Here is a 26,597-nt window from a genome sequence, read left to right as displayed (position 1 = left end):
GGAAAGGATTCGACAGATGCCAGAGGAACCGTCCGACAACACCGTCCGGATCGACGGCGGGCAGGTGGTCGCGGGAAACATCGGCGGCTCCGGCAACACCGGCACCATCCACGGCGGCGTGACGACCACCGGCGGCGACCAAGCGGCCCTGCGTGACGCGCTCACCGAGCTGCGCGCCGAACTCGCCGCGCTGCGTGGGCATCTCACCGAGACGGAGGGCGCCGACGCCGAGCCCGCCGATGTGGACGACGTGCTGGACGCGCTCGAGGATCCCGAACCCGATCTGGACCGCGCCCGCGGCCGCTGGGACCGCCTGCGCAGGCGGATTCCGGCCGCGCTGCTGAACCTCGACACGCTCACCAAGATCGCGGACCTGTTCGAGAGGGTGCGCGGGTTCACGCAGTGAGCATGCCTGCCGCGCAGACCAGTCCGAGGATTTCGCGGTGATCGAGATTTCGGAACCCTTCGCGCGCAAGGGGATCGAGGACGAGTCCCGGCGGGCGTGGATCGCCGCACTCAACGCGCTGCGCAGCACCCGCTTCACCGAGCTCATGCTCGGTCCCGACCCGAAACGGCGGGCCCGCCGCCTGCTCACCCTCTACAGCGACGCCGCCGGGCTGGACGTCGACCACGTCCGCCGCTGGATGCAGGCGGGCCTGGTCGGCGAATCCTTCTGGGGCCGCCGCCACGGCGACCCCGCCTGGCTCGTCGACGCCACCGACCGGCTCGCCGTGGCGCTCACCTGATGCCGATCCCGGCACGCCGTCGCCGACTTTGTGTCACGCTGGTAGATGTACCGACCTAGCGTACGAAGGGGTGGCCGACATGCTGCAAGGCTTGGCACAGGACTTCAGCGTCATCGGGCACGGGGTGCTCTCCGTGGGACAGGCCGTCATCGACCTGATCGCCGATATCCTCCGCGTCGCCGACCCGGGTCAGGGCGGGCGCGGCGGAGGCGGCGGGCAGTACCCGTTCGCCTGATCTCCGAGCGACTCACCGAGTCGACAGCACGAACCGCTTGCCCGGGTCGACCATCTTCCGGACGGTCGCGCCCTTCGAGTACTCCCCGAGCGCCGTCATGTTCCAGCCGTGCGGGCCGCGGGTGATCATGCACATGAACACGCCCGTGGTCGGCTCGCCCTTGGACAGTTCGAAACGCACGAGTTCGGCGCCGGTGTGGTCGTCCACGAGGCGGCAGTGGGCGCGGGCGACCTGGTCGAACTTGTGGCCCGCGAACGAGTTCACGGTGAACACCAGGGTGTAGACCTCGGGCGGCAGCGCCGGGAGGTCGACCGTGATCACCTCGTCGTCGCCGTCGCCGCGACCGGTGAGGTTGTCGCCGGAGTGTTTGATCACGCCCTCGAAGGCCTCGCGGCGCAGGAACCAGACGTTTATCAGCTTCTTGCCCTGGGCGTTGTAGGCGATGACGGAGGCGTCGAGGTCGACGCTGCGCCCGTGTGTGGCGGGGTCCCAGCCCAGGCCCATCCGCACGCGGGTGAGCGGTGGTTCGCCCTGTTTGGTGAGCGAAACCGTCTCGTTCTTGCGCAGGGTGACACGGCCTTTGGTGAGGTCGATGGTCGGTGCGCCGAAGCGTGGGGGTGCGGTGGGAGTCGGAGGTTCTTGCGGTGCAACGGGTTGCGGCGTGCCCTGCGCGGGAGCGGGCGGCTGCGGCGCGTCCAGCGTTTCCGGCTCGTCGTCCACGGTGATGCCGAAATCCGTGGCGATCCCGGCCAATCCCTGCGCGTACCCCTGCCCGACGGCGCGCACCTTCCAGGCGCCGTTGCGCCGATACAGCTCGCAGGCGATCAACGCCGTCTCCGCCCCCAACCCGGACGGCGCGAAACTCGCCAGCAGCGCGCCGCTCGCGGCGTCGGTCAGCGCGATCCGCAGCGGCCCCGCCTGCCCCCAGTTCGCGGGACCGGAACCGTCGAGACTCGCTGTCACCACGATCTTCTCGATATCGGCGGGCACCTCGCCCGGCACCACCCGGATCGCGTCGGGCGGGCGCACCTCCACACCGGGCGCCACCGGCTGGTTGTAGAACACGAAGTCGCTGTCGGAGCGCACCTTCCCGGCCCCGGTCAGCAGCAGCGCGGCGATATCCACCGGTGTGGTGGCGTCCACCGCCACCAGCACCTCCCCCGCGGCGATCGGCGCGTTCGCACCCTTGACCAACTCCATCGCAACCCCTTCTCTCGGCCGCGTCCACCATACGGCGCGCAACGGAGGCGACGACGGTGCGATGCCGTGACAACCGGACCGGGACCGATCGCGCGCGAGCACGCCAGCCGTGTCGGGTGGCAGGCCGGTGACTCCGGGGCACTACCGGACCGTTCATGTGCCGGACGTGTCGGCCGCCCCGCGCCTGAGCCGCCCCAGGCTTGACGACGGTGGTCGCTCGGCGCGAGCAAGTGACACCACCGAACCGTGTGGCCCCCTGCACATCTCGCGGGCGACCGTTCGCCGGAGAGCTGTTCACCAGCTGACCGACTCGGTCTTCGGTGCCAGTTCGATCGGAGTGCGCGCGGAGGCTCGAGCGATGTCGATCCGGCTGACCAGACCGCCGATGATCTCGATGTCGATGACGGCAAGCAGGTGCCCGCCCGGAGCGATGACGTGCACGCGACGACCATCGACGATCATCGGTGTGCTGGCGCGGATCCGGGCGGCGAACAACGTCGTCTCCTCGGCGACCGCGCGGGCGCCGGTGACCACGGGCCGGATCCCCGGCGGGACCAGGGTGGTGTCGGCGGTGCGCACGCAATCGCTGGTCATCAGAGCGACCATCCGGTCGATGTCGCCTCCCGCCGCCGCGGCGAGAAACGCGTCCACGACCGCGCTGTCGGGCGCGGCGGGGGCGGGTTCGGCGTGTTCGATTCGCCGGCGGGCGCGGCTGGCGTGCTTCTTCGCGTTGTCGGGGGTGGTGCCCAGCGTGTCGGCCACGTCCCGGAACGGGATGTCGAAGAGATCGTGGAGAACGTAGGCAACGCGCTGGGCGGGGGTCAGCCGGTCGAGGACCACCATCAGCGCCCGGGAGATGTTCTCGCGCCGCAGATAGTGCTCGTCTGCGGTGAGTTCCTCGGACGGCAGGTCGTCGGCGAGCAGCGGCTCCCGGCCTCCCCGTCGCCGCGTCCGCAGTTGGTCGAGGCACAGGCGGGTGAGGACGGTGGTGAGCCATGCCGCCGGATTGCGCAGATCACCGGTGGTGGTCGAGGCCTTGATCCACGTGCTCTGCACGACGTCCTCGGCGTCGTGCAGGGAGCCGAGAAACCGAAAGGCCAGCGCCGTCAGCTGCGGCCGGGCTGCTTCGAACTCCGCACTGGTTACCACGGGGTGTCACCTTTCCGAGGTGAGAAACGTCGGGGCAGATGAGACGACCGATCTCGCACCCGAAAGTTCACATCCCGAGGAAGGGACCTGCCGATGAGCCTACAAGCTGTCCGATTCCGATCCGGACACCCCGCTGCCGAACAGGTCGACGCGCCGAACACACGGATCGAGAACGACGGGCCGCACTCATCAGCACCAGCGTGCCGCGCAGCCGCGCGAGCGAGGGCCGGTCGACCAGCGAATCCGGTCACCGGTTCGAGGAGGTGCCGGGCATGACCCCGCTGCTGATTGCCACCGTGCTGTGTATCGCGGCCAACGTGTTCATCGCCGCCGCGGACTACGCGCGGGCGGGTTTCGTGTTGCGGAACTCCGCCGAGGTGCACGTTCCCGCCCGCTCCCTGCCGTACCTCGCGACTTTGAAACTGGCCGGAGCGGTCGGACTCGCGGCCGGGCTCGCCACCGCGCCCTGGCTCGGCGTCGCCGCCGGGATCGGCCTGGTCTTGTTCTTCGTCGGCGCTGTCGGCGCCCATGTCCGGGCGCGAGTGTTCTACAACATCGCGTTCCCCGGGGTGTATCTGGTTCTCGCGGCGGCATCGACGGCCTATATGGCCCACGCGGCCAACGGGTCATGACCAGGTCCGCGCGTCCTCGAGCCGGTGCGTAGCCGCATGGGGGCTCGAATCAGTCCAAGACAGCCAGTGCGTCCCAATCGCGTGCGGCGTCCAGGCAGCGGGTGAGGATCGGGAACTTCTCCGGCCACGGCCTGCCCTGCATCATGACGCGCCTGACGTGCAGGGACAACGGCATGGCGATATTCCACAGCAGGCCCGCCCGCAGCGCGGTGAGTTCGGCGTCCGGCTCGTCTTCCGGCGCGCCCAACGCCGCGCGGCGAAGGTGGTAGCGGCGCAACAGATCACGCTCCTCGGCGCGCCGAACCTCGGTGGTGAGGCTGGTGGCGAGGAAACGCGCCACGACGAGCACGGCGGCGCCGCGTTGGACGAACTGGAAATCGATCAGTCGCGCGGCGCCGGACTCGTCGAAAGAGATGTTCTGGCAATGGAAGTCACCGTGCACGACGGTTGCCGGTGCGCGGCCGAGAATGTCCGTCAGCGCATCCATGTGGTCGACCAGCAATCGCGCGACTTCGGCCAGCTCCGCCGGCCACTCGCCGCGCTAGGCGTGCAGCCGGCGCCGGCAGAACCGCGTCGGCGCCGACCCATCCGGTGCGCGTATCCATCCGGGCAGGTCGTCCGCGGCCTCCGTGCGTGCAGCACCGCGATCTCCTCGAGCGCCGCCCCGGCCTGCGCGACACCGCATCCGGTGAGTTGACGCACGAATCCCCGGTCGCCGAGGTCCTCCAACAAGAACCAACCGTCACGGTGCTCGGCCAGCAATCGCGGTGTGCGAATTCCCGACCGCTCCGCGAGACGCTCCCGATACCACTGTGCCTCGACCTCGCCGAACTCACCCGCAACACCCCCGGCCAACTTCACCACCACCGTTTCCGGCCCCGCCCGCCCCGCGTACCGGACCCCACCCTGCGCACCGCCCCCACCGACCCGAACCCGCCTACCTCGACGGGCTCGACCCCCACCACCTCGGTCCCCGCCCCGATCAACCCCGAAACACGCAGAGCCGCACCAACTTCCCCGGGTGCGACCCCGGGAAGACCAGAATCCTGCGAACGCGGCGCCATCCCCTCGAATCTACCGAGGGGATTCCCCCAACACTCGAACGCGCTCATGGCCCCCTCACCCCGCCGTGGGTACGGCGCTTGTCAACGCATCGTGCCACTCCGCGAACAGATGGCCTGCGTTCGCACCCGCGAACCCTAGAATCGGACACTATGAACACCCTCGCGGTGCAGCGGGAGTTCGCCGCCTACGGACTGTCGCACTGGGTTGCCCTGGTGGTGTTCGTCGTGGGGGCGGTTGTCGTGGTGTGGGTGGGGCGGACGCAGGGGAGCCCGGAGGCCGGGCGGCGGTTCAGCCGGGTGTTCGGGGCCGCGACGCTGCTGACCTACGCGGTGATCTATCTGGTGGCGATGGTGCCGTTCGCCGTCGAGCGGTCGGTGCCGTTGCGGCTGACCGACCTCGCCACGCTGGTGGCCGGGTACGCGCTGTGGTCGCATCGGCGGTGGGCGTACGCGGTGACGTACTACTGGTGTCTCACGCTGAGTACGCAGGCGCTCATCTCGCCGGCGCTGGAGGGCCCGGACTTCCCGAGCAAAGAGTTCCTCGGGTTCTGGGCGATCCATCTCGCCGTGGTTTGGGCGGCGATCTACCTGACCTGGGGCATCGGGATGGGCCCGGACTGGCGCAGCTACCGCTTCGCCGTGGGCGTCACCGTGGTGTGGGTGGCGGTGACGTACGTGTTCAACACCGCGGCCGGAACCAACTACGGGTTCGTCAACGGAAAGCCCTCGACGCCATCCCTTCTCGACGTGCTCGGCCCCTGGCCCTGGTACCTGGGCACGGTGGCGCTCGTGCTGATGACCGTGTGGGCCTTGATGACGTGGCCGTGGGTGCGTCACAAGTGAATTCATGCACCTGGCGGCCTCGACAACCTGCAACTACAGTCCGGGACCCACATCTGACGACCGCCGAACAGATCGAAGCACGCGGCCGCGACACAGGCCGGGCCGAGGGTCGAGCCGAGGCATTGATCGATCTGCTCACCGCCCGGTTCGGGCCCTTGCCCACCACGACCGCCAACACGATCCGCACCGCGCAGCCCGAACAGCTGCGCGCCTGGACCACCCGGGTTCTCACCGCCACCGATATCCAGGAAGTCTTCGCCCGACTCGGCACGGCGATCCGCCCACCACACGAAACTCAGTGGCCCGGACGATCGACAACGATCGTCGGTCAGCGGCGCGCCTGCGGGCGACCCAACCTCAGGCGAGTTCTTCGATCTTCGCGGCCAGTTCCGCGCCGCTGAGGGGTTCGCGGGCGATCACGGCGATGGTGTCGTCGCCCGCGATGGTGCCCACCACGTAGGGGAGGGCGGCGCGGTCGAGGGCGCTGGCCAGGTAGTGGGCCGCGCCGGGTGGCGTGCGCAGGACGGCGATATTGCCGCTGGCGTCGGTGGAGACGAGCAGGTCGCCCAGCAGTTTGGAGAGGCGGTCGGTGCCGCCGATGACGCCGCGGACGGGGCTGCCGTCCTCGGGGACGACGTAGACGCCCGCGCCGCCGTCGGCCGCGCGCAGTTTCACCGCGCCGAGTTCGTCGAGGTCACGCGACAGGGTGGCCTGGGTGGCGTCGATGCCCTCGGCGGCCAGCAGGGCTTGCAGTTCGGACTGGCTGCGGACCGCGTGGGCGGCGAGGAGCTCGATGATGCGGGACTGGCGGCCGGCGCGGGTCCGCGCGATGGCGGGACCCTTGCCGTCGGCGGGCGGGGCGTTCATCGGTGCGCCCCCGGCGTCCGGCGGTCCGATGTTCCCCGACCCGCTCGGGTCAAGGCGCGCCCGGCCGCAGACGACACGGCCGAACGCGCCGATCGTCGCCCGCTCACGCTCTCACCTCGCCGACCACACACCACCACGCGTTCGCCCCGCTCACGACGCACCCCCGCGTCTGGCCAGCAACCACACCAGCAACGCCTTCTGCGCGTGCAGCCGATTCTCCGCCTCGTCCCACACCGCACTGTGCGGCCCGTCGATCACCTCGTCGGTGATCTCCTCCCCACGGTGCGCCGGAAGGCAGTGCAGCACAACGGAATCCGCCGACGCGAGCGACAGCAGCTCGGCGTTCAACCGGAACGGCACGAAGGGCCCCACCCGGTCCTTGCCGTCGTTCTCCTGCCCCATCGACGTCCACGTGTCGGTCACCAACGCGTCCGCCCCCGTCGCGGCGGCGACCGGATCGGTGGTCACGGTGATCGACGCCCCGGTCTCGGCCGCCCGCTTGCGCGACGCCTCGAGAATCCAGGGCAGCGGCTCGAAACCCTCCGGCGCGGCGACGATCACGTTCATCCCGGCCGTCACGCCGCCGAGCAGCAGCGAGTGCGCCATGTTGTTCGCGCCGTCGCCGAAGTAGGCCAGTGTGCGGCCGGTGAGGTCGCCGAACCGCTCACGCAGGGTCAGCAGGTCCGCGAGCACCTGGCAGGGGTGGAACTCGTTGGACAGCGCGTTCACCATCGGAACCGTTGCGGCCGAGGCCATCTCGTCCAGCCGCGACTGCTCGAAGGTGCGCCACACGATGACGTCCACGTACCGGGAGAGCACCCGCCCGGTGTCGGCGAGGGTCTCCTCGCGCCCGAGCTGGGTGTCGCGTCCGTCCACCACCACCGCGTGCCCGCCGAGCTGGGCGATGCCCATCTCGAAGGAGAAGCGGGTGCGCGTCGAGTTCTTCTCGAAGATCACCCCGACCCCGCGCGGGCCTTCGAGCGGCCGGTGCGCGAACGGACTCTTCTTCAACTCCTCGGCGAGAGCGAGGATTTCGGCCTGTTCGGCGGGCGAGACGTCGTCGTCCCGCAGGAAGTGCCGCAGCTCGGTCACGGGTTCTCCCCCTTCGCGTCCTCGATCGCCCCGTCCAGGATGGCGGGCAGATCGGCGACGAAATTGTCGGACTGGGTCGCGGTGAGCACCAGCGGCGGCGCCAACCGGATGACGTTCGGCTTGGCGGGGTTCACCAGGTAGCCCGCCGCCCGCGCCCGGCTCTCCACCTGCGCCGAAAGATCTTGCGTCAGCACGACTCCCAGCAGCAACCCGGCGCCGCGCACGTGATCGATCAACGGGTGCTCGAGCAGTTCGATACCGTCGCTGAGCCGCTTGCCGACGGACTCGACGTGGGCGAGCAGGTCCTCCTGGTCCAGCGTGCGCAGCACGGCCAGCGCCGCCGCCGCGCAGACCGGATTCCCGCCGAACGTGGTACCGTGCAGGCCGGGGGTGAGCAGTTCGGCGGCTCGGCCGTTGGCGAGTACCGCACCGATGGGCAGTCCGCCGCCGAGTCCCTTCGCGAGGGTGATCACGTCGGGCACGATGCCGGCGGCCTGGTGCGCGTAGAACTTTCCGGTGCGGCCGATGCCGGTCTGCACCTCGTCCAGGATCAGCAGCGCGCCGTGCCGGGCGGTGATCTGACGCGCCTTGGCCAGGTAGTCGATCGGCGGCACCACGACGCCGCTCTCCCCCATCATCGGCTCCAGGAACACCGCGGCCGTCTCGTCGTCGACGGCGGCGGCCAGCGCCTCGGCGTCACCGTAGGGGACGTGCACCACGCCGGGCGGCATCGGCTCGAACGGCGCCCGCTTGGACGGCTGCCCGGTGAGCGCCAGCGCGCCCATGGTGCGGCCGTGGAACGCCTCCTCGCACGCGACGATCTTGGTGCGGCCGGTGAGCCGGGCGATCTTGAACGCCGCCTCGTTGGCCTCGGTGCCCGAGTTGCAGAAGAACGCGCGGCCCTCGCCGTCGCCGAAATACGCGAGCAGCTTCTCGGCCAGCTCGATGACCGGTTCGCTCGCATACAGATTCGAGACGTGCCCGAGGGTGCCGAGCTGCTGGGTGACCGCCTCCAGGATGGCCGGGTGGGCGTGCCCGAGGCTGTTCACCGCAATGCCGCCGAGGAAGTCGACGTAACGGTTGCCGTCCGCGTCGTAGACCACCGCGCCCGCGCCGCGCACCAGCGCGACCTTCGGAGTGCCGTAGTTGTTCATCATCGCGGCGGACCACCGCTGCTGCAATTCTTCGACAGTGCTCATGATTTCGTTCCGTCCGGCGCGCCCGGCCCGGCGGGGGCGGGGGTCACCATCGTTCCGATTCCTTCTCCGGTGAACAGTTCCAGCAGTACCGAATGCGGTACCCGTCCGTCGATGACGTGCGCCGTGGGCACCCCGCCGACGACGGCGCGCAGGCACGCCTCCATCTTGGGCACCATGCCCGCGTCCAGGCTCGGTAACAAGGCGGCGAGTTCGGCGGCGTCGATGCGACTGGTCAGCGACGACCGGTCGGGCCAGTTCGTATACAGCCCTTCGACATCGGTGAGGACCACCAGTTTCTCCGCGCCGATGCCCTCGGCCAGCGCGGCGGCCGCGGTGTCGGCGTTGATGTTGTGCACCACGCCGTCGGCGTCGGGCGCGATGGTGGACACCACCGGAATGCGCCCGGCGGCAATGAGATCCAGTACCGCGTCGGGGTTCACCGAGGTGACGTCGCCGACCAGGCCGATGTCGGTGGCCTCGCCGTCCACGTCGACGGTGCGGCGGGTCGCGGTGAACAGGTGCGCGTCCTCACCGGAGATGCCGACGGCGTAGGGGCCGTGCGCGTTGATCAGCCCGACGAGTTCGCGCCCGACCTGACCGAACAGCACCATCCGCACCACCTCCATCACCTCGGGTGTGGTCACACGGAAGCCGCCGCGGAATTCCCCCTGCAAGCCGAGCTTTTTCAGCATCGCGCTGATCTGCGGGCCGCCGCCGTGCACCACCACCGGGTGCACGCCGACCGTGCGCAGGAACGCCATGTCAGCGGCGAAGGCGCGCTTGAGTTCGTCGTCGATCATGGCGTTGCCGCCGTACTTGACCACGACGATCCTGTCGCGGAACTTCTGCAACCAGGGCAGCGCGTCGGCCAGCACGTGCGCCTTGTCCAGCGCGCTGAGTTCGTGGATCGCGGGCGTGGTCATGAGCTGTAGGCCGAGTTCTCTTCGACGTAGCCGTGCGACAGGTCGGTGGTGCGCACCGTCGCCTCGCCGGAGCCGACATTCAGCTCGACGCGCACCGCGATGTCCGCGCCCGACAGGTCGACCTCGCGCGCGCCCGGCACGCCGACGCTGTCGACGCACACCGGATTCCCGTTGAACGACACCGTGATCCGGTCGGGATCGAGGGTGATCGGGGCGATACCGACGGCGGCGAGCACCCGGCCCCAGTTGGGGTCGGAACCGAACAGTGCCGTCTTGACCAGGCTGTCGCGGGCGATGGCGCGCGCCGCGACGAGCGCCTCGTCTTCCGACGCCGCGCCGGCGACAGTGACGTGCACGCGCTTGGTGACGCCCTCGGCGTCGGCCATCAGCTGCTCGGCCAGGTCGTCGCAGACGGCGAGCACGGCCGCGTCCAGGTCCTCCTGGCTCGGGGTCACCTCGCTGGCGCCGTTGGCCAGCAGCAGCACGGTGTCGTTGGTGGAGCAGGAACCGTCGACGTCGAGGCGGTCGAAGGTGAGCCGGGTGGCCTTGCGCAGCGCGCTGTCGAGCTGCTCGGGCGTGGCGACGGCGTCGGTGGTGAGCACCACGAGCATGGTCGCCAGCGAGGGCGCGAGCATGCCCGCGCCCTTGGCCATCCCGCCCACATTCCACTTGTCGCGGTGGTGGAAGGCGGCTTCCTTGGGCACGGTGTCGGTGGTCATGATGGCGTGCGCGGCGTCCAGTCCACCGGAGAGGCCGCCGCCCATCTCGTGCACGATCTCGGTGACGGCGGGGATGAGCTTGTCCATCGGCAGCCGGTCGCCGATGAGACCGGTGGAGCAGACGGCGACCTCGCCCGCGCCGGTCTCGGTGCCCCAGTTGCTCAACGCTTTCGCCAGTTCCTCGGCGGTGCGGTGGGTGTCCTGGAAACCGCCCGGACCCGTACAGGCGTTGGCCCCACCGGAATTCAGGATCACAGCGCGCAGCCGGCCGCTCTTCAGCACCTGCTGCGACCACAGCACCGGCGCGGCCTTCACCTTGTTGCCGGTGAACACGCCCGCGGCCGAGTACTCCGGGCCCTCGCTGAAAACCAGTGCCAGATCCAGCTTTCCGCTGGCCTTGATGCCCGCGGCGATACCCGCGGCGCGGAAGCCCAGCGGGGCGGTGACGCCCTGGGTGCGGACCAGCTTGCCGCTCGCGGTGTCGGCGGAAGTCGTCACGGTGCCACTCCTACGGTGGAAAGTCCGTCGGTCTCGTCGAATCCGACGGCCAGGTTCATGGATTGCACCGCGGCGCCCGCGGTGCCCTTGGTCAGGTTGTCGATCGCGCCGATCACCACGAGCTGTCCCGCGTCGGCGTCCACCGCGACCTGGAGGGTGACGGCGTTGGAGCCGAGCACCGAACCGGTCTGCGGGAGCACGCCTTCGGGCAGCAGGTGCACGAAAGGTTCGTCGGCGTAGGCCTTCTCGTAGACGGCGCGGGCCTGCGCGGCGTCTACGGTGACCGGCGCGGTGCAGGTGGCCAGGATGCCGCGCGGCATCGGCGCCAGCACAGGCGTGAAGGACACCGAAACATCCGTTCCGCCCGCGGCTTTCAGGTTCTGCGCGATCTCTGGGGTGTGGCGGTGCGCGCCGGCGATGCCGTAGGCGCGGGCCGACCCCATCACCTCGGAGCCGAGCAGCGCGACGTCGAGTTTGCGGCCCGCGCCCGACGTGCCGCTCACCGCGACGACGTGCACCGAGGGCGCCACGATCCCGGCCGCGACGGCGGGGGCCAGCGCGAGGCTGGCCACCGTCGGGTAGCAGCCGGGGACCGCGATCCTGGTCGCGCCGCGCAGGGCGTCGCGACCGCCGGGCAGTTCGGGCAGACCGTAGGGCCAGGTGCCCGCGTGGTCGGTGCCGTAGTACTTCTGCCAGGCGCCGGCGTCACGGAGCCGGAAGTCGGCGCCGCAGTCGATGATGACGGTCGACTCGGGCAGCGCGTTCGCGATGACGGCGGACTGGCCGTGCGGCAGGCCGAGGAAGACCACGTCGTGCCCGGCCAGCTCCTCGGCGGTGGTGGGCGCGAGCACCCGGTCGGCCAGCGGAAGCAGATGCGGCTGATGCTCGCCCAGGGTCGAGCCGGCATTGGCGCCCGCGGTCAGCGCCCCGATCTCGAGGCGCCCGGATCGGTATCGCGGGTGCCCGAGCAGCAGGCGCAGCACTTCGCCGCCCGCGTACCCGCTCGCACCGGCAACAGCTACCCGCAACGGGGGCGCATCCGTATCAGCCATGAAATGATTATGCATGACCGTGCAATCCCATTCATGAACGGGGTGCGACGGCGGCGGAAAGAAGTTCGCGGGTTCTGTCGATCTCCGGGGAACCCGTTCGTACAGGAGGTGAGAGCCGGCGACGGGCCGGCGCGACCGAGGAGGACACCGTGACGCAGTACCTGTTGAGCATCTACCAGCCGGCCGACGAGGCGCCGCCGGAGAACCTCGACGAGATCATGCGCGATCTGGAAGCCGTGAACGACGAGATCCGCGCGGCGGGCGCCTGGGTGTTCGCGGCCGGGCTGCATCCGCCGAGCACGGCGACGGTAGTGCGGGTGCGCGGCGGCGAGCCGCTCACCACCGACGGGCCGTACCTGGAGAGCAAGGAGCAGATCGGCGGGTTCACCCTCATCGAGGCCGCGGATCTGGACGAGGCGCTGGCCTGGGCGGGCAAGGTCGCGGCGGTGCTCACCCCGCTGGCGATCGAGGTGCGGCCGGTGGCCGGATAGCGGGCGCGAGCGGTGCAGACGCGGGTGATCGAGGACGTGTTCCGCGCGCAGCACGGACGCGCGGTGGCGAGTCTGATTCGCGCGTTCGGCGATATCGACCTGGCGGAGGACGCGGTGCAGGACGCGTTCGTCGCGGCGGTGCGGCGCTGGCCCGACGACGGACTGCCGCCGAGTCCGCCCGCGTGGATCATCACCACCGCGCGCAACGCCGCCGTGGACCGGCTGCGCAAGGAGGCCGCGCGCGCCGACAAGTACGCGGCGGCCGCGCTGCTCCACGTCCCCGAATCACCCGCGACCGAGACGGGGCCGGTGCCCGACGACCGGCTCCGCCTCCTCTTCACCTGCTGCCACCCCGCGCTGGCGCCCGATGCCAGGGTGGCGTTGACCCTGCGGCTGCTCGGCGGGCTGAGCACCGCGGACATCGCCCGCGCCTTCCTGGTGCCGGAGGCGACGATGGCGCAGCGGCTGGTGCGCGCGAAGAACAAGATCAAGGCGGCGCGCATCCCGTATCGGGTGCCGAGCGCCGCCGAGTTGCCCGAGCGGCTGCCCGCCGTGCTGGCCGTGCTGTATCTGATCTGCACCGCGGGACACGACGCACCCTCGGGCGCGGAGCTGGTGCGCGCGGACCTCGGCGCGGAGTCGGTGCGCCTCGCCCGGGTGACGGCCGAGCTGATGCCGGACGAGCCCGAAGTCTGGGGACTGCTCGCCCTCACGCTGCTGACCGAGGCCCGCCGTCCGGCCCGCACCGGCCCGGACGGCGGGCTGATCCCGCTGCCGGATCAGGACCGCTCCCGGTGGGATCGCGACCTCCTCGCGGAGGGGCACGCGCTGGTGCGAAAGTGCTTGCGGCACAACAGACCCGGCCAGTACCAGATCCAGGCCGCCATCGCCGCCGTGCACACCGACGCGCCCTCGTCCGCGGCGACCGACTGGTGGCAGATCCTCGCGCTGTACGACCAGTTGTACGCGCTCACCCCGACGCCGGTGGTCGCGCTGAATCGCGCCGTGGCGCGGGCCGAAATCGACGGTCCCGCAGCGGGTCTGGCCGACCTCGCCGATATCGAATTGCCGAATTTCCATCTGTACCACGCGATTCGGGGTGATTTCCTGGCCCGGCTGGGCCGCACGGAAGAAGCGCGAACCGCGTTCGACGCGGCGATCGAGCGAGCCGGTAACGAATCGGAACGGCAATTCCTGACCGCCCGCCGCGACGCGCTTCGAGGCCCCTGATCCGGCGCGATACCGGCCGGGAAGCGTCCGGAATATTGACGCAGTACAAACCTGCAAACAATGGTGTGCCACGCCACAGAAAATCGACTCGAGAATCCCCGAAACCGCTCGATTGACGCTCAGTTACGCCCATCTAGCTGGGAAAATATCGCAATCAGGCATTGCGGTTCGCCAATCCTCCCGCGCGCGAATCCTCGCGAATCGCCCACGAACACCGTTCGTTACACCCGCATTTTCGTGATCTGAACCACATCTACGTTTGGTAATCACACGCCCGCAATTCCAGATTTCGCCGCGCTCAACTGCGCGAAGTCCGGAATTCTCGACCGCACTGGCACGCCATTGCCCCGTTATCGCGACGTGATTCGGCGAGATCTTTTCGTTATCGTCGGCAACCGGCCCGGTCGAACGACGGGCACGAGCTCGAGCCGCCGAACACCGGCAACCCTGTCCCGCGGTTCGAGACCCCCGACATCGCACTGGGGACAGGGACTCGGCCCGCGGGCCGGGCCGGCGGGCGCAGCAAGGAACCCTCATGACTCAGACCCGCAAGTTCAGCATCCGCGCCGCCGCCTTCACCGCCGTCGCCGGCGCCCTCGTGGCCGCGCCGTTCGGTCTGTCCACCGCCACCGCGTCCGCCGCGAGCGGCAACTGGGACGCCGTCGCGCAGTGCGAGAGCGGTGGCAACTGGGGCATCAACACCGGCAACGGCTACTACGGCGGTCTGCAGTTCTCGCACAGCACCTGGACCGCCAACGGTGGCACCGGCTACGCGCACAACGCCAGCCGCGAGGAGCAGATCCGCGTCGCGGAGAACGTGCTGCGCACCCAGGGCATCGGCGCCTGGCCGACCTGCGGCGCGTACTTCTGACGCACCCCGCTTCCGGTACACCGGAATCTCGGCGGCCCCCGCACCTCTCCTTCTCGGGTGACGGGGGCCGTCGGCGTTCGCGCGGTCAGCCCTTGTAGACGACCCGCTCCCCTTCGCCCGGCTTCCAGATGGTGATGGTCAGCCGGTCCTCGCCCGCCTCGATACACGACGCGCCGGTGAGCCGGCCCACGTAGAAGTGGTCGAACTCCTGCCCGCGCAGATCCATACCACTCAGGTCGAACAGATACTGCGCGAACCGCGCGTGCAGTTCGGTGTCGGTGTCGTCGACGACCGTGCCGAACAGCTTGGCGTCACCGTCGCCGACCGTGGTGTCGACGGTGGCGGTGTGGATGCAGAATCGTGGGTCCCTGGCCAGATCCTTGAACTTCGTGGTGTCCGGCATGCCGATGATGACCAGCCTGCCCTCGAAGATCATCGGCTCGACCGGGCTGATGCGGGGCGACCCGTCGGCGCGCAGGGTGCCCAGCATGCACAGGTTGCCGGTGGCCCGATGCCTGCGGAGGAACACCTCCGCGATCTTCGGCGCTTCCTCGGTGAACGTGCTCCATTCGGTCATGGCGGGGACGCTACGCCGCAAACTTGACACCTGACGTCAAGTTTCGCCGATAGGCTCGGCGGGTGCGCGCGAGTCGACTGGTCCAGCTGCTGTTGCTGCTCCAGACCCGCGGCCGGATCTCCGCGCCGGAGCTGGCCGAGGAGCTGGAGGTGTCGGTGCGGACGGTCTACCGGGACGTGGAGGCGCTGTCGGCGGCCGGCGTGCCGGTGTACAGCGAGCCGGGCCGGGGCGGCGGCGTCCGCCTGGTGGACGGGTACCGCACCCGGCTGACCGGGCTCACCTCCGAGGAGGCCGACGCGGTGCTGCTCGCCGGGCTGCCCACGGCCGCGGCCGACCTGGGGCTGGGCACGGTGCTGGCGACCGCGCAGCTCAAGGTGCTGGCCGCGCTGCCGCCCGAGTTGCGTGGCCGCGCCACCCGGATCGCCGAGCGCGTGCACCTGGACGCGCCCGGCTGGTTCCACCAGCCCGAGGAGACCCCCACCTTGGCCGTCGTCGCCGACGCGCTGTGGCACGACCGGCGGCTCGACCTCCGCTACGGCCGCGAGCGGGAGGTGCGCCGCCTCGTGGACCCGCTCGGGCTGGTGTCCAAGGCCGGCACCTGGTACCTCGTGGCCCGCGTCGACGGCGCGATCCGCTCGTACCGGGTGAGCCGGATCCGTTCGGCCGCGCCGACGGGCGAATCCTTCGTCCGGCCGGACGATTTCGATCTCGCGACGCACTGGGCCGCCGCACAGGAGGAGTTCGCGCGCTCCATGCTGCGGGTGCGCGCCCGCTGCCGCATCCACGCCGACCACGTCCGCTATCTGCGCCTGGGATTCGAGCCCGCGGCGGTCGCCGAGGCGAAAGAGTCCATGGGCGAACCGGATTCGGACGGCTGGGTGACGGTCACGCTGGCCTCGGAATCCTATGACGTGCTCGCCCACGGCATCCTGCCGCTCGGCCAGTACGCCGAAATCCTGGACCCACCCCCTCTGCGCGAGCGATTGGCGCGCACCGCGCGGGAGATGGCGGCGCGGTACGGCGGCTGAACCGGCGTGATCGAGCGCCGTACACTCCCTGGCGACATTCGCCGCGCGATCGGCCGGCTCGGCCGGACAGGTGATCGCAACCGGCGCCGGCCGGGCTCGGCGGCGGATCCGGTCCGCCGGTCGTCTCGATGCCCGACGTCATGTGACAGCGAGAACCTCTGCGGTGCGACAGCTTCGGCGCACTGTGCGGGATCTCGCGCACGTCGCCCGTGGGCAGGTCAGGCGACCGCATGGTCACCGCGGCCGTGCTCGGTCCAGCGAACGGTGGTTGCCGGTGGTGCCTCATCCGGGACGCGAGACGGTCCCGCACTCTCGTCCGGGACCGTCGGCGCGCCGGCTCAGCGCAGCGTTCGGAAGAACTCGCGCACATCGTCGGTGAACAGATCCGGCGCTTCGGTGGCGGCGAAATGACCGCCGCGGTCGTACTCGGTCCAACGCACCAGGTTGTGTTCCTTCTCCGCGATCGCGCGATCGGTGCTGTCGCCCGGGAACACCGCGGCGGCGGTCGGGACCCCGGAACTCGGGCGGCCCGCGCCCCATGATTCGCTCTCCCCGTAGATCCGGATGGACGACGCGAAACAGCGGGTGAACCAGTACAGGCTCACGTGGGTGAGCAGGATGTCGCGGCCGATCGCATCGTCGGGAGATTCGATCGCCGGATCACTGAAGCGCTGGAACATATCGGTGATCCACGACAGCAGCGCGACCGGAGAATCGTGCATGGCGATGGCCAGGGTCTGCGGCCGGCCCGCCTGCACCATGGCGTATCCGAGCGCCGTAGGATCGTAGCCGCCGGTTTCCGCCGACCATTCACCGCTACCCGATTCCGTTCCCGCCCAGGATGATTCGCCGGATGCTCCCTGCCACGCCGAGTCGCCGCCGACCGATTCCGCACCATCCCGACCGGCTTCGCCACCGGACGACTGATCGTTCCAGGAGTTCTCGTCCCACGACGGCATGGTGATCAGGCCGTTGGCGTGGATGCCGATCAGGTGCTCGGCGTCCACGCGCCCGAGTTCGGCATTGAGGAAGAACCCGGCGTCCCCGCCCTGTGCGCCGTAGCGGTCGTAGCCGAGCTCGGCCATCAACCGGGCCAGCGTCCGGGCGTACTCGTCGGTGGAACCCTTGCCGTCCGCGGGATCCACCCCGGAGAAGGTGAAACCGGGCAAGGACGGAATCACGAGGTGGAAGGCGTCGGCGGGGTCACCGCCGTGCGCGCGCGGATCACTGAGCGGACCGACGGCGTCGAGGAACTCCACGAACGAGGACGGCCAGCCGTGGCACAGCAGCAGTGGTACGGCGTCCGGCTCCGGCGAGCGGACGTGTACGAAGTGCAGCGGCTGACCGTCGATCTCGGTGACGAAGTGCGGCAGCTCGTTCAGCCGCTTCTCGATGGCGTGCCAGTCGAATTCGGTGCGCCAGTACTCGGCCAACTCCTTCAGATACGAGATCGGCGTGCCCTTGGTCCACCCCACCTCGGGCCGGTCGTCGGGCCAGAGAGCGTCGGCGAGCCGTGCGCGCAGCCCGTCGATCCTCTCCTGCGGGATCTCGATACGGAAAGGCCGGATGTTCGGTGTGGTCGTCATGAATACCACGCTAGTCGCCAGTTAGGACAATTGCGTTCCTAAGATTCAGAGTCTCGAGCAACCCGCGGGCCTGTCTGCCACCGCCCGCCCGAGAACGTCAGTCCCGAGCGCGGGGACAACGTAGTTCGGTGACGGCGATGCGCGCGGACTCGGCGATGGCGGCGTCGACGGCGGACAGTTGCGGGTCGGCGCGGGCGGCGCGGGTGAACACCGCGACCGCCACCGGATACTCGCCCGGGAATTCCACCACCGCCACCTCGTTGCGGATCACGCCGATGGTGCCGGTCTTTCCCGCCACGAGCACACCTCGATGCGGGAACGCCGCGGCGATGCGATGCGGCCACACCTGTTTGCGCATCACCGAACGCACGAAATCGGTCTGCTCGGCGGAGAGCACGCCGCCGCCCCAGACGAGATCCAGCAGGCGGGTCATCTCCTCCGGGGTGGTCGCGCTGGTGTAGGAGGGGTCGTACGCCGACACCGACCACGCCTCGTCGTTGTCGGCCAACGCCGCGAAGGCCTCGGCGGTGGTGTGGGTGTCGGTGTCGCGCACCAGACTCCGGTGGACATCGGCGGTGCCGCCCACGATCCGGGTCTCGGTGAGCCCGAGTTCGGTCAGCAGTTCCTCGATGGCGCCCAGGCCGATCTCGCCGAGCAGGATGTCGGCCGCCGCGTTGTCGGAGACCGTCATCATGGAGGTCGCCAGATCGCGGCGACTCACGGTCACCGAGTCGTGCAGGGCGGCGATTCCGGTCGGCCCCGGCGTGCAGTCGGCGGGATGCACGGTCAGCCGGGCCCGCGGATCGATCAGCCCGGCATCGACCCGCCGGCAGAACGCGAGGAGCAGCACCAGTTTGTACACCGACGCGGTGACCACCCGGTCCAGGCCGCCGACCGAGATGTCCGCCGCCGTCCCGCAGCGGCGGGCGTGCAACCAGCCCGTGCAGCCCGCGTCGGCGAACACGGCGCGAATCCGATCGACGGTCTCGCTTCCGGCCGCACCGCCCGCCGAGGCGCGCGACAGGCTCACCGCAACCGCTCCCGGTACAGCACCCGATCCAGTGCGGCCATATGCGACCGGGCCTCCGGCCGACCGGCCACGCGCACCCGCAAAGCGAGGGCCTGCGGGGCCATCTTCAGCCATGCCACCCCCGGCGTCGGCGACGGTGTCACGGCGGTGAGACCGAAGCTGGTCCCGGCGGCGACCGCGGCCAGAACCGCGCGATCGTCGCGCGCCGTGTGGACCCGCACATCGAGACCACGCTCGCGTAGCAGGTCGAGCACGGTGTCGTAGGCGGGTGGGTTGGCGGCGCGCGGCGGATGAGCGAACGTCAGATCCGCGAGCATGCGGAAGGTGGGGCGTTCGGCGGTGGCGCTGCGATGATCCGACGGCACGACCAGCCGACGCGGAATCTTGACCACCGGCCCGGCCTCGACGCCGTCCACGAGCGCCGGATGCTCGATCACCGCCACATCGCACAGGCCCGCACGCAGACTGCCGAGCAGGTCGACGGTCGATCCCACCGTCGTGGACACCGTGGCGCCCGCGCCCGCCGAGCTGCGCAGCGCGGTGACGCACGCCGTGACCAGCGGATCCGGCACCGGGCCCGCCGCACCCCAGTGCACATCACCGCGCGCCTGGGCGATGCGCTGTGATTCCGCGAGCAGCTGTCCGGCGTCGTCGACCAGCAGCCGTGAGCGCGGCAGCAGTTGCCTACCCGCCGAGGTGAGGACCGCGCCGTGGGGCGTGCGATGCACGAGTTCGACGCCGAGGAATCGTTCCAGCCGCCGCAGACCCTGCGACAGCGGCGGCTGGGTCATATCGAGCGCTGTCGCCGCCCGCCCGAAATGCCCCTCGTCCGCGACGGCGACGAAGAAGCGGAGGTGGCGGATCAGGTCCATGGCGGTCATTGAACCAGCCGGGCGCACCGCCGCGGTCGCACCGCCTGCGAGCACCCTGTCTCCGCGGCCGAACAAGCACTCCTACCTGCGACGATATCGAGGCCGACTCGCGAATGCCGGTGCCCGCTATTGGCCGGAGACGCCGCGGCGGTGATGTTGTTCCGGTCATGAAGATCTCTGTGCGCCACCACGTTCCCGCCGACCGAAGGCGGGCATTCGCCGCCGCTCTGCTGGTGTCGGCACTGGCATGGACCGCGGCCTGCGGTTCCGACTCCGGCGTCACCGCGACCTCGGGCACCACCGCCGCGACCACCTCGGCGGTCGCGGCACCCGAGTTCGCCGACCTGGAAGCGCGACACGACGCCCGGCTGGGCGTTTTCGCCGTGGACACCGGCTCGGGACGCTCGGTCGCCCACCGCGCCGACGAGCGATTCCCCATGGCCTCCACCTTCAAGGGACTCGCCTGCGGCACATTGTTGGTTCGGCATCCGCTCGCGACGGGCTACTTCGACCAGGTGGTCCGTTTCTCCGCCGACGAACTCGTCGAATACTCACCGGTGACCGAGACACGAGTCGACACGGGGATGACGGTCGCGGAGCTGTGTCACGCCGCCATCACCGTCTCCGACAACACGGCGGGCAACCAGTTGCTGAAACTGCTCGGCGGCCCCGAGGGCTTCACCGCGTCGTTGCGCGCCCTCGGCGACGACACCTCGCGCCTGGACCGCTGGGAGACCGAGCTGAACACCGCCATCCCCGGCGACGAGCGCGACACCACCACACCGGCCGCCCTCGTCGCCGGTTACCGCGCCCTCGTGGTGGACGACGCGCTCGCCGAACCCGAACGCGCCCAGCTGACCGCGTGGCTGGTCGCGAACACCACCGGCGACACCCGCATCCGCGCGGGGGTGCCCGACGACTGGAAGGTCGGCGACAAGACGGGCACGCCCGCCTACGGTTCGGCACTCGATGTAGCGGTCGCGTGGCCGCCCGGCCGCGCGCCGATCGTCATCGCGGTCCTGTCCACGAAATCCGAACAGGATGCGGAGGCCGACAGCGCACTCCTCGCCGAGGCGACCCGCGCCGCCGTCCACGCCCTGGGGTGACACGGCGCGATTAGGACAGTCTCATTCCTAAGTGCGTGGCATTCTCGACACCATGCTGGAAACCTCGGCGCGGCTGCTCAAACTGCTCGCACTGCTCCAGACCCATCGGGACTGGACCGGGAGCGAGCTGGCCGATCGGCTCGCGGTCACCACCCGCACGGTGCGGCGCGATGTGGATCGCCTGCGCGAACTCGGCTATCCCGTGCACGCCACGCAGGGCACGGCCGGCTACCGGCTGGGCGCGGGCGCGTCGCTGCCGCCCCTGCTCCTCGACGACGAGGAGGCGGTGGCGGTCGCGGTGGGTTTGCGCAACGCCTCCGACGGCACGGTCGCGGGCATCGAAGAACCGGCGCTGCGCGCGCTCACCAAACTCGAACAGGTGCTGCCGCCCCGCCTGCGCCACCGGGTGCGCACGTTGCGCGCGGCCACCGTGCGGGTGAGCGCGCCCGCCGCGACCGTGGAGCCGGACACGCTGATGGCCGTGGCCGACGCCTGCCAGCGGCGCGAAGGTTTGCGCTTCGATTACCGCTCGCATCACGGCTCATCCACGATCCGCAAGGTGGAGCCGCACAGCCTGGTGCATTTCAGCCGGTACTGGTACCTGATCGCCTGGGATGTGGAGCGCGCCGACTGGCGCACGTTCCGCGTGGACCGCCTCACCCCGCGCATTCCGACCGGCCCCCGCTTCACCCCGCGCGAGCTGCCCGGCGGCGACCCCGCGGCGTACCTGTCCATGCAGTTGTCCTCGCGCGCGTGGCCGTTCCGGGCGGCGGTGCTGGTGCACGCGCCGATCGAGGAGGCGCGGACGCGGTTGTGGCCGGGGATGGGCGTGGTCGAAGCCGTCGACGACCGCACCTGCCGGCTGCACGTCGGAGCGGACACCCCCGAGGCGCTGAGCTGGATGGTGACCTCGCTCGATCTGGATTTCACCGTGGAGAGTGGTCCGCCGGAGTTCACCACGGCGATCCGGGCCATCGGCGAGCGGTGCACGGCCGCGGTGCGGGGGCGGACCGCGTGAGGTTCGCGGTCGCGTCCCGCCAGGAACGGCGAGGCCGGATCAGGCGCGCGGGCTCACGGCGCCCAGTCGAGAACTGTCGCGAGGGATTTCAGCTGCACGGAGGACGGGCTCGAGCGGAGCAACGCGTCACGGGCGGCAGCGAGCGGGCGCGCGCGGAATTGCAGGACCGTGCCCAGTCGCGCGGAACGGTTGGTGATCATGCGCGTGCGCGGCCTGCGCACCCGGTCGTACTCGGCGAGATCGCGACCAGCCTCGGCCACCCGCGCCAGCACCACGGCGTCCTCGATCGCCTGGCACGCGCCCTGGCCGAGGGTCGGCGTCATCGCGTGCGCGGCGTCGCCGAGCAGCGCGATCCGGTCCGCCACGAAGGTCTGCAACGGCGGCAGTTCCTCGATGTCGTGGCGCAGCACCGCGGCGGGATCGGCGGCGGCCAGCAGGCCCGCCTGCCGCCGAACTCCTGCGCGAGCTGGACCCCGATCCCACCTTGCCGAAGATCCTCGTCGACCACCTCGACGGACTGATCCTGCACCAATTGATCAGTCCCGCCGAGGATTTCGATCCGGAACCGGCTCTGCGAAGGATGGTCCGCGCCCTGCTCGGGCACCCGCCCGCGCCGACGTGATGTCGTGGACAGGCCCGTGGGGCACTCGGCTACGACCGAGCGCCCCACGGTGAAACCTCGCGGGACATACTGCGACGAGGGAGGGGGTTGCGGAGCTGCTCCGGAGGGCTCCGCACCCACCCCTTTCGCCGCCGGGAGCGGGAACGGTCCGCCGCGAGCCGATCCCGCCGCCGCGGTGTGTGGCCGCGGACGCTCAGACCACGATCGCGAACAACGCCGCCGCGACCGCGAAACTCACCACGGAGAGCACGGTTTCGAGCACGGTCCAGGTTTGCAGGGTCTGCTTCACGGTCATGTTGAAGTACTTGGCGATGATCCAGAACCCGCCGTCGTTGACGTGACTGAGGATGATGGAGCCCGCCGCGATCGCCATCGCGATGAGCGCGATCGCCATCTGCGAATAGCCGTTGCCCGCGACGAGCGGGGCGACGATGCCACCGGTGGTGACGATGGCGACGGTGGCCGAACCCTGCGCGATGCGCAGACCGCAGCTGATCAGGTAGGCCAGCACGATCACCGGCAGTCCGGCCGCCGACATGGTGTCGGCCAGCGCCGCGCCGATTCCGGTGGCGGAGATGACCTTTCCGAAGAAGGCGCCCGCGCCGACGACGAGCAGCACCATGCCGACCGGTCGCAGCGATTCGGCGGTGATCGCGCCGAGTTCCTGCACGGTCGCCCCGCGCCGCACGCCGAGCACGTAGAACGCGACAAGCACGGCGATGAGCAGCGCCACGGCCGGTGTGCCGAGGAAGGTGAGCACGGCCAGCGCACTCGTGCCCTCGTCCAGGATCTGGCTGCCGAAGGTCGCGCCGAGGATCAGCACGAGCGGAATCGCGATGATCGCCGCGATCGTCCACGTCGAGGGCGGAGCGAGGGGCTCCGCCTCGGTCTCGCCGCCCTCCTGCAACGTGCCCGGTCCATCACCGGTGCCCGCGCCTACCTTGGGGCGCACCAGGAATTCGTCGGGCACCTCCACGTGCACGCGCTTGCCGATGTAGGTGCCCCACACCAGGCCCGCAGCGATGAAACCCGGTATGCCGCAGACGAATCCCATGACGATCAGCCAGCCGAGGCTCACGCCGAGCAGGCCGCCGAGTGCGACGGGCCCGGGGTGCGGCGGCAGGAACGCGTGCGTCATGGACAGGCCGGCCAGCATCGGCATGGCGTAGAGCACGAGGGACCGGCCGCCGCGCTTGGCCGCGACGTAGATCAGCGGTGCGAGCACGAAGATGCCGATATCGAAGAACACCGGGATGCCGAAGATCAGCCCCAGCACGCCCATGGCGATGGGCGCGCCCTTCTCCCCGAACGCGCCCAGCAGTTTCCCGGTGAGCACGTCGGCCCCACCCGAACGTTCCAGGATCGCGCCGAGCACCGTGCCGAGGCCGATGATCACCGCGATATGCCCGAGTATGCCGCCGAACCCGGTCTCCAGCAGGGATTCTCCCGCTTTGAGCGGGGTGCCGACGATCTCCTCGACGGGCAGTCCCGCGGCCAGGGCGAGGGCGAGTCCGGTGAGCAGCAGCGCGACGAACGGCTCCAGCTTCACCTTGATGATGGCGATCAGCAGCACGGCGATCGCGAGTCCGCAGAGCACCAGCAGCCCGGGGGTGGTGGTGCGCAGCCAGTCGACGGTGGCGCCCATGGGGGACCTCTCAGTTCACGGATCGAAGGAATGTCGCGGCGCGGGCGGCGATCTCGGACCACCGCCCGGCGGCGACGTCGGCGGGGGCGACGACATCGGTGCCCGCGGTGACCGCGACGGCACCGTGGGCGAGGAATTCGGCGGCGTTGCCCGCGTGCACACCGCCGGACGGGATGAGTTCGGCATCGGGGAACGGACCGTGCAGGTCCTTCAGATAGCCGGGGCCGAGTGCCTTGGCGGGGAAGATCTTCACCGCCACCGCGCCCAGATCGCGCACGGCCATCACCTCGGTCGGGGTGAACGCCCCCATGATCACCGGGATATCTTGGCGGGCAGCGACTTCGGCGACATCGGCGCGCACACCCGGCGTCACCAGGAAGCGCGCGCCGTGATCTATGGCGGCGCGGGCCTGTTCGCCGGTGGTGACGGTGCCGACGCCGACCACCGCGCCCTCGACGGTGGCGGCGACCCGCAGATGCTCGAGCACGCCGGGCGTGGTGAAGGTGAGTTCGACCGTGCGGATTCCGCTGTCGGCCAAGGTCTTCACCAGCGTGGCGGCGTCCGGGATCTCCGGTGCGCGCACGACGGTGAGGACGCGGTCGGCGCGGAGGACGTCCAAGGGGGTGGTCATCGGTTCTCTTTCTGTCGGGGTCATGGCCGCACCTCGAGGCGACCGACACCGGAAACCGGTGCGGTCCCGGTGTCTGCGCGTCGCAACGCCCGTCCCGCGAGCCGCCCGGTGGGAGCGCCGTCGCGAATCGCGAACTCCCCGTTGACGATCACGTGCTGGATGCCGCGCGCCTGCTGTTTCGGGTTCTCGAACGTGGCGGTGTCGAGGACGGTTTCGGGGTCGAACACCACCAGGTCGGCGGCGTACCCCGCGCGCACGAGTCCGCGGTCGCGCAGCCGGAGCCGCTGGGCGGGGCGGCCGGTGAGATGGTGCACGCACTCGGCCGGCTCGAGCACGCCGAGGTCGCGCGCGTACCGGCCGAGGTAGCGCGGGAACGTACCCCACGCCCGCGGGTGCGGACGCGCGCCCACGAGGAGCGCGTCGCTGCCGCCCATGTGCCCGGGGTGCGCCATGATCGCGCGCACGTTCTCCTCGTGCCCGACGTGCTGGAGGATGGTGGTGGCGAGCTGGTCGCGGCGCAGCAGGTCGAAGAACACCTCCACCGGCGCGACACCCGCCGCCGCGGCCAGATCGGCGACCGTGCTGCCCACGCGGTCGGCCAGGTCGGGATCGCCGACGCCGCTGATCTGGATGGTCTCCCATTCGACGGTCACGCCGTGGCAGCCGTCCGAGCCTGCCACATCCACGTCGTGGGCGATGCGGGCGCGTTCGGCCGGATCGTCCAGGCGGGCCAGCGCCGCGTCCGGGCCGCCCGACATCGCCCAGCTCGGCAGCAGCGCCGACAGCGTCGTGGAGCCGGGCAGGTACGGGTAGGTGTCGAGGGTGATGTCGCACCCGTCGGCGCGGGCCGCGTCGACCAGCGCGAGGAATTCGCCCGCGCGCCCGCGATTCACGCCGAAGTTCATCGTGGCGTGGGTGAGGTGCAGCGCGCAGCCGGTGCGGCGGGACAGCTCGATCATCTCGGCGTACGCTTCCAGCGCGCCCGCGCCGTAGGACCTGGTGTGCGGGGCGTAGAACCCGTCGAAGTCGGCGACCACCTCGCACAGCGCGGCCAATTCCGCAGTGTCGGCGTACATTCCGGGTGTGTAGGTGAGCCCGCTCGACATGCCCACCGCGCCCTCACGCAGGCCCTGCGCCAAAAGCTCACGCATCCGGTCGATTTCGGCGCGCGTCGCGTCCCGCTTCTCGCTGCCCACCACCATCAGCCGCAGGGTGCCCTGCGGGACCAGATACGCGGCGTTGGGCGTGATCCCCTGGTCCAGCCGGTCGAGGTATTCCGCGACGGTCCGCCAGGCGAAGTCGAGGTCGGTGGGATTGCCGTTCCACCCCGCGATCTGGCGGCGCAGCACGGCGAGCGTGGGTTCGTCGATCGGCGCGTAGGACAGTCCGTCCTGGCCGATCACCTCGGTGGTGACACCCTGGCTGACCTTGGGAAAGTGGCCGGGTTCGGTGAGCAGGTGCAGATCGGAGTGCGCGTGCATATCGATGAAACCCGGGGCGAGCACACTGCCGGGTGCGACGGCCACGGCGGGCACCTCCGTGCGCAGTGCGCCGGGCCCGGTCAGCTGGGCGATGCGCCCGTCCGAGACCAGGACGTCCGCGCGCACGCGGGGCGCGCCGGTGCCATCGAGGACGTCGATATCGCGAAACAGCAAGTCGGTCATGGGATCA

28 protein-coding genes and 1 pseudogene are annotated in these 26,597 nt (G+C 70.3%); 12 read left to right on the top strand and 17 right to left on the bottom strand.

The annotated features are described in order from the left end of the window. Window positions 1–16: 16 nt before the first annotated feature. From OHB21_RS25805 to OHB21_RS25795, 3 genes are all read left to right on the top strand, one after another. Complete coding sequence (locus tag OHB21_RS25805) at window positions 17–406, top strand: hypothetical protein (RefSeq protein ID WP_195125884.1); 390 nt, start codon at window positions 17–19, stop codon at window positions 404–406. A gap of 37 nt (window positions 407–443) precedes the next feature. Beyond that, window positions 444–746, top strand: a complete 303-nt coding sequence (locus OHB21_RS25800) for a hypothetical protein (protein ID WP_195125883.1) — start codon at window positions 444–446, stop codon at window positions 744–746. A gap of 79 nt (window positions 747–825) precedes the next feature. Beyond that, the gene (locus OHB21_RS25795; RefSeq protein ID WP_157115811.1) at window positions 826–981 is read left to right on the top strand and encodes a hypothetical protein; all 156 of its coding nucleotides are present in this window, start codon (window positions 826–828) and stop codon (window positions 979–981) included. Between the two features lie 12 nt (window positions 982–993). On the opposite strand, the gene OHB21_RS25790 is transcribed toward OHB21_RS25795, so the two are convergent. Both OHB21_RS25790 and OHB21_RS25785 read right to left on the bottom strand, forming a co-directional pair. After that, window positions 994–2,181 carry a TerD family protein gene (locus OHB21_RS25790; protein WP_228791451.1) on the bottom strand — a complete coding sequence of 396 codons (1,188 nt, stop codon included), beginning with the start codon at window positions 2,179–2,181 and terminating at the stop codon, window positions 994–996. 294 nt (window positions 2,182–2,475) lie between these two features. After that, window positions 2,476–3,330: a sigma-70 family RNA polymerase sigma factor gene (locus OHB21_RS25785; protein WP_067506560.1), complete on the bottom strand. Its 855-nt coding sequence runs from the start codon at window positions 3,328–3,330 to the stop codon at window positions 2,476–2,478. A gap of 272 nt (window positions 3,331–3,602) precedes the next feature. On the opposite strand from OHB21_RS25785, the gene OHB21_RS25780 reads away from it, so the two are divergent. Next, on the top strand, window positions 3,603–3,962 hold the full coding sequence (locus OHB21_RS25780; protein ID WP_067506797.1) for a DoxX family protein: 360 nt from the start codon (window positions 3,603–3,605) through the stop codon (window positions 3,960–3,962). A 49-nt stretch (window positions 3,963–4,011) separates the two neighbouring features. Here the strand turns inward: OHB21_RS25780 and OHB21_RS25775 are convergent, their stop codons facing one another. Continuing rightward, window positions 4,012–4,482 carry an oxidoreductase family protein gene (locus OHB21_RS25775; protein WP_267465228.1) on the bottom strand — a complete coding sequence of 157 codons (471 nt, stop codon included), beginning with the start codon at window positions 4,480–4,482 and terminating at the stop codon, window positions 4,012–4,014. A gap of 694 nt (window positions 4,483–5,176) precedes the next feature. Here OHB21_RS25775 and OHB21_RS25770 point away from each other — a divergent pair. Beyond that, window positions 5,177–5,869 carry a YwaF family protein gene (locus OHB21_RS25770; RefSeq protein ID WP_195125882.1) on the top strand — a complete coding sequence of 231 codons (693 nt, stop codon included), beginning with the start codon at window positions 5,177–5,179 and terminating at the stop codon, window positions 5,867–5,869. Window positions 5,870–6,226: 357 nt separating this feature from the next. Here OHB21_RS25770 and OHB21_RS25765 read toward each other — a convergent pair whose 3' ends face one another. The 6 genes from OHB21_RS25765 to argC all read right to left on the bottom strand — a co-directional run bounded on the left by OHB21_RS25765 (window position 6,227) and on the right by argC (window position 12,219). After that, entirely contained in the window at window positions 6,227–6,736 is a 510-nt protein-coding gene (locus OHB21_RS25765) for an arginine repressor (protein WP_067506572.1), read from the bottom strand. 150 nt (window positions 6,737–6,886) lie between these two features. After that, a complete protein-coding gene (argF, locus tag OHB21_RS25760) occupies window positions 6,887–7,828 on the bottom strand; it encodes an ornithine carbamoyltransferase (protein WP_067506576.1) in 942 nt (313 codons plus the stop codon). Next, window positions 7,825–9,027, bottom strand: a complete 1,203-nt coding sequence (locus OHB21_RS25755; RefSeq protein WP_195125881.1) for an acetylornithine transaminase — start codon at window positions 9,025–9,027, stop codon at window positions 7,825–7,827. The genes argF and OHB21_RS25755 overlap by 4 nt, the downstream gene beginning before the upstream one ends. After that, window positions 9,024–9,950 (bottom strand): acetylglutamate kinase, encoded by a 927-nt coding sequence (gene argB, locus OHB21_RS25750; RefSeq protein WP_067506582.1) that lies wholly within the window; start codon window positions 9,948–9,950, stop codon window positions 9,024–9,026. The genes OHB21_RS25755 and argB overlap by 4 nt, the downstream gene beginning before the upstream one ends. After that, window positions 9,947–11,167, bottom strand: coding sequence for a bifunctional glutamate N-acetyltransferase/amino-acid acetyltransferase ArgJ (argJ, locus tag OHB21_RS25745; protein WP_067506585.1), 1,221 nt, complete (start codon window positions 11,165–11,167; stop codon window positions 9,947–9,949). Before argJ ends, argB begins: the two co-directional genes overlap by 4 nt. After that, window positions 11,164–12,219, bottom strand: coding sequence for an N-acetyl-gamma-glutamyl-phosphate reductase (argC, locus tag OHB21_RS25740; protein ID WP_067506589.1), 1,056 nt, complete (start codon window positions 12,217–12,219; stop codon window positions 11,164–11,166). The genes argJ and argC overlap by 4 nt, the downstream gene beginning before the upstream one ends. A gap of 149 nt (window positions 12,220–12,368) precedes the next feature. Between argC and OHB21_RS25735 the strand changes: the two genes are divergently transcribed. The 3 genes and pseudogenes from OHB21_RS25735 to OHB21_RS25725 all read left to right on the top strand — a co-directional run. Next, a complete protein-coding gene (locus tag OHB21_RS25735; RefSeq protein ID WP_067506593.1) occupies window positions 12,369–12,710 on the top strand; it encodes a YciI family protein in 342 nt (113 codons plus the stop codon). 12 nt (window positions 12,711–12,722) lie between these two features. Then, window positions 12,723–13,940 (top strand): RNA polymerase sigma factor, encoded by a 1,218-nt coding sequence (locus OHB21_RS25730; protein ID WP_067506596.1) that lies wholly within the window; start codon window positions 12,723–12,725, stop codon window positions 13,938–13,940. A gap of 535 nt (window positions 13,941–14,475) precedes the next feature. Next, window positions 14,476–14,805 (top strand): annotated as a pseudogene (locus tag OHB21_RS25725) (transglycosylase family protein); the annotation flags it as partial. A 91-nt stretch (window positions 14,806–14,896) separates the two neighbouring features. Here OHB21_RS25725 and OHB21_RS25720 read toward each other — a convergent pair. Continuing rightward, window positions 14,897–15,388 carry a pyridoxamine 5'-phosphate oxidase family protein gene (locus OHB21_RS25720; RefSeq protein ID WP_067506603.1) on the bottom strand — a complete coding sequence of 164 codons (492 nt, stop codon included), beginning with the start codon at window positions 15,386–15,388 and terminating at the stop codon, window positions 14,897–14,899. Between the two features lie 62 nt (window positions 15,389–15,450). Here OHB21_RS25720 and OHB21_RS25715 point away from each other — a divergent pair, with 62 nt between their 5' ends. Further along, complete coding sequence (locus tag OHB21_RS25715) at window positions 15,451–16,416, top strand: helix-turn-helix transcriptional regulator (RefSeq protein ID WP_195125880.1); 966 nt, start codon at window positions 15,451–15,453, stop codon at window positions 16,414–16,416. Window positions 16,417–16,754: 338 nt separating this feature from the next. Here the strand turns inward: OHB21_RS25715 and OHB21_RS25710 are convergent, their stop codons facing one another. The 3 genes from OHB21_RS25710 to OHB21_RS25700 all read right to left on the bottom strand — a co-directional run bounded on the left by OHB21_RS25710 (window position 16,755) and on the right by OHB21_RS25700 (window position 19,913). Next, window positions 16,755–18,002: an epoxide hydrolase family protein gene (locus OHB21_RS25710; RefSeq protein WP_067506609.1), complete on the bottom strand. Its 1,248-nt coding sequence runs from the start codon at window positions 18,000–18,002 to the stop codon at window positions 16,755–16,757. Window positions 18,003–18,099: 97 nt separating this feature from the next. Beyond that, window positions 18,100–19,032 carry a serine hydrolase gene (locus tag OHB21_RS25705; protein WP_324192142.1) on the bottom strand — a complete coding sequence of 311 codons (933 nt, stop codon included), beginning with the start codon at window positions 19,030–19,032 and terminating at the stop codon, window positions 18,100–18,102. Further along, entirely contained in the window at window positions 19,029–19,913 is an 885-nt protein-coding gene (locus OHB21_RS25700) for a LysR family transcriptional regulator (RefSeq protein WP_195125878.1), read from the bottom strand. The genes OHB21_RS25705 and OHB21_RS25700 overlap by 4 nt, the downstream gene beginning before the upstream one ends. 158 nt (window positions 19,914–20,071) lie before the next feature. On the opposite strand from OHB21_RS25700, the gene bla reads away from it, so the two are divergent. Next, on the top strand, window positions 20,072–21,010 hold the full coding sequence (gene bla, locus OHB21_RS25695) for a class A beta-lactamase (protein ID WP_067506613.1): 939 nt from the start codon (window positions 20,072–20,074) through the stop codon (window positions 21,008–21,010). 52 nt (window positions 21,011–21,062) lie between these two features. Then, window positions 21,063–22,028, top strand: a complete 966-nt coding sequence (locus tag OHB21_RS25690; RefSeq protein WP_067506616.1) for a helix-turn-helix transcriptional regulator — start codon at window positions 21,063–21,065, stop codon at window positions 22,026–22,028. A 53-nt stretch (window positions 22,029–22,081) separates the two neighbouring features. On the opposite strand, the gene OHB21_RS25685 is transcribed toward OHB21_RS25690, so the two are convergent. Continuing rightward, window positions 22,082–22,438, bottom strand: a complete 357-nt coding sequence (locus tag OHB21_RS25685; protein ID WP_067506620.1) for an FAD-dependent monooxygenase — start codon at window positions 22,436–22,438, stop codon at window positions 22,082–22,084. A 74-nt stretch (window positions 22,439–22,512) separates the two neighbouring features. On the opposite strand from OHB21_RS25685, the gene OHB21_RS25680 reads away from it, so the two are divergent. Then, the gene (locus OHB21_RS25680; protein ID WP_157115812.1) at window positions 22,513–22,650 is read left to right on the top strand and encodes a hypothetical protein; all 138 of its coding nucleotides are present in this window, start codon (window positions 22,513–22,515) and stop codon (window positions 22,648–22,650) included. Between the two features lie 193 nt (window positions 22,651–22,843). Here OHB21_RS25680 and OHB21_RS25675 read toward each other — a convergent pair whose 3' ends face one another. From OHB21_RS25675 to OHB21_RS25665, 3 genes are read right to left on the bottom strand one after another with little or no spacing between them, the layout of a single operon-like run. Continuing rightward, complete coding sequence (locus OHB21_RS25675) at window positions 22,844–24,295, bottom strand: GntP family permease (RefSeq protein WP_195125877.1); 1,452 nt, start codon at window positions 24,293–24,295, stop codon at window positions 22,844–22,846. Window positions 24,296–24,305: 10 nt separating this feature from the next. Further along, window positions 24,306–24,926 carry a bifunctional 4-hydroxy-2-oxoglutarate aldolase/2-dehydro-3-deoxy-phosphogluconate aldolase gene (locus OHB21_RS25670; protein WP_195125876.1) on the bottom strand — a complete coding sequence of 207 codons (621 nt, stop codon included), beginning with the start codon at window positions 24,924–24,926 and terminating at the stop codon, window positions 24,306–24,308. A gap of 20 nt (window positions 24,927–24,946) precedes the next feature. After that, window positions 24,947–26,590, bottom strand: coding sequence for an N-acyl-D-amino-acid deacylase family protein (locus tag OHB21_RS25665; protein ID WP_195125875.1), 1,644 nt, complete (start codon window positions 26,588–26,590; stop codon window positions 24,947–24,949). Window positions 26,591–26,597: the final 7 nt, after the last annotated feature.

Source organism: Nocardia puris (assembly GCF_036051655.1).
GTDB classification, from domain to species: Bacteria; Actinomycetota; Actinomycetes; order Mycobacteriales; family Mycobacteriaceae; genus Nocardia; species Nocardia puris.
Note: the sequence above shows the minus strand (reverse complement) of the source record. Positions and strands in the feature narration are given on the sequence as shown.